The organism is Enterobacter sp. UNJFSC 003 (assembly GCF_036903355.1).
Taxonomy (GTDB): domain Bacteria; phylum Pseudomonadota; class Gammaproteobacteria; order Enterobacterales; family Enterobacteriaceae; genus Enterobacter.
In genome coordinates this window covers 1-281 of the sequence record NZ_JBAKHK010000116.1, presented here as the reverse complement: position 1 = coordinate 281, position 281 = coordinate 1, and the positions used below count along the sequence as shown (strand labels likewise).

Annotated in this window: 1 protein-coding gene; it reads right to left on the bottom strand. The window is 59.8% G+C overall.

The features are described 5' to 3' along the window. Nucleotides 1-281: ATP-binding cassette domain-containing protein (locus V5P19_RS23365; protein WP_334407921.1), on the bottom strand; the 281-nt coding region annotated here is incomplete at both ends.

Sequence of the window (281 nt, the reverse complement as noted above, 5' to 3'; positions counted from 1 at the left end):
CGTCAACGCCCAGCGCCTGTAAGCAACGTTGGGCATCCTGCGCCATTTGCAGGTAATCAATCATGCCGTTGCGGCGGGGCCACTGACCGAGGCAGAGGTTTTCCGCCACTGTCAGCCCTTCCACCAGACTTAACTCCTGATAAACCGCGCGCACCCCCAGTTCAGCGGCACGGCGAGTCAGCGTAGCTTCGTCACCTTCCAGTCGCGTCTCGCCAATCCAGATATCACCGCTATCCGGGCGTTCGCTGCCGGTAAGCATTCGAATGAGAGTCGATTTGCCC